The sequence below is a fragment of the Neisseria sp. HMSC058F07 genome (genome assembly GCF_001810035.1).
Classification (GTDB): domain Bacteria; phylum Pseudomonadota; class Gammaproteobacteria; order Burkholderiales; family Neisseriaceae; genus Neisseria; species Neisseria perflava.
This window is the reverse complement of the sequence record NZ_KV799687.1, coordinates 1-1,462: the sequence shown is the minus strand read 5'-3', so window position 1 is coordinate 1,462 and position 1,462 is coordinate 1. Positions and strand designations below refer to the sequence as shown.

Here is a 1,462-nt window from a genome sequence, read left to right as displayed (position 1 = left end):
TTTCTGTGCTTTTATATATATCTGTATAGAAATAAATTCTATTACCTTTTATCTCTTTCAGATAAACCAAGTCTTCGATACCCCCAATATACTCAATTGATAAATCATCTAAATTTAATGTTGCAAGCCTAAATCCAACAACGCAAAATCGTCTAATGAAAACTGGAATATATATTTTTCTATTGAAATACAACAAAGGCCCTCCAAATCCCTGTTCTTTAATAATAACTTGACCGTTAATGGATAGACTTCCAACTAAGGGAGAACCTTGATTTACTTCCATCAAATCAAGGTAGCTGACTTCCCATTTGTCAAACAAAAATTTTTCTTGAAAGTCTAAAGGAGTTTCATTCAAAATTTTTAATTTAGACATTTTTATATTTTTCTTGTCAAAGAATTGAAATCTTCTTCTAATTCTACAAGGAGTTTACCAACTTCATTATTAAATGGCCAAGAATCAATTACTATCCGAGACAATAAAAATTCTTTTCCTTTTTTTTTGTTGAAAAATACTTTCTGAATTTAGATAATTAATCATGTCATATAGTTCATTTTTTATAGAAATCAACTGCTGTTTATTTGTATAACTATATTCATCACAATTATTAATCATTTTATCAATTTCGACTAAAACTATATTAATCTTTTTTATAAATTGCTCCTGATTCATTGTCTTATTAACCTTTCTAAGTCATTAATATATTTTTGTGTTTGTCCACCAGGCAACCACAAACCTTGAGGTGCAGCTTTACCTTCAATAATAGTTGTTCCTGGTTTCACTTTAAATTGAGCAATATTAGTCATGTGGTTCCATTTTGGTTTGACTGCGAGGCTACTTCTGGTAGCAGGGAATGTTTCAAATAAATAACGACCTTTAGCTTGAGCATTTATTCCGTCAAAGTACCTTAATCCATATTCACTAGTTCCTGCCGAACGTACTTTAATCGTTTCTCTATCAAAAGATTCTAAAATTTGTTTCCTATATTTTCTTGGAACTCCTTGTGATTTTAAATATTTAGATGCTTCTTTTACACCTTGATATGGATTTGGTGTTTTCGATCTTGATGAGCATTTGCTTAAACCAAGAGGGTCAACCCAGTCTTGAGCATTCGGCGCAAACGCATACAGATTCTCTCCACCTTCTAACCCAATCGGATCCTGATTCACAAACCGACCCGCATCAGGCTCATAGTACCTGAAGAAGTTGTAATGCAGCCCTGTCTCACGGTCAGCGTACTGGTTTTGCAGGCGGAAGGGCTGGTATGCGCTATCCGTTACCTTGGTTTCTTCTTTCAGACGACCCCAGCCGGTGTAGTTGCCGAACCACAGCAAATTGCCGTCTTTATCGGTCATCTCCCTAGGGATGCCGATTTGGTCGCAGTGGAAGTAGCGGGTTTGTTGGCCGCTTTCGCCTTCTTCGTTGGTCCGGTTGTGTACCTGTGCCAAGGGTTCGTAGCTATCG

At 35.8% G+C, this 1,462-nt stretch carries 2 protein-coding genes; both read right to left on the bottom strand.

From position 1 onward, the window contains the following. On the bottom strand, nt 1–373 hold a 373-nt coding region (locus tag HMPREF2696_RS06335), incomplete at its 3' end, for a hypothetical protein (protein ID WP_070588125.1). A 293-nt stretch (nt 374–666) separates the two neighbouring features. Continuing rightward, a partial coding sequence (locus HMPREF2696_RS11805) for an RHS repeat domain-containing protein (protein WP_249967836.1) occupies nt 667–1,462 on the bottom strand: 796 nt, incomplete at its 5' end.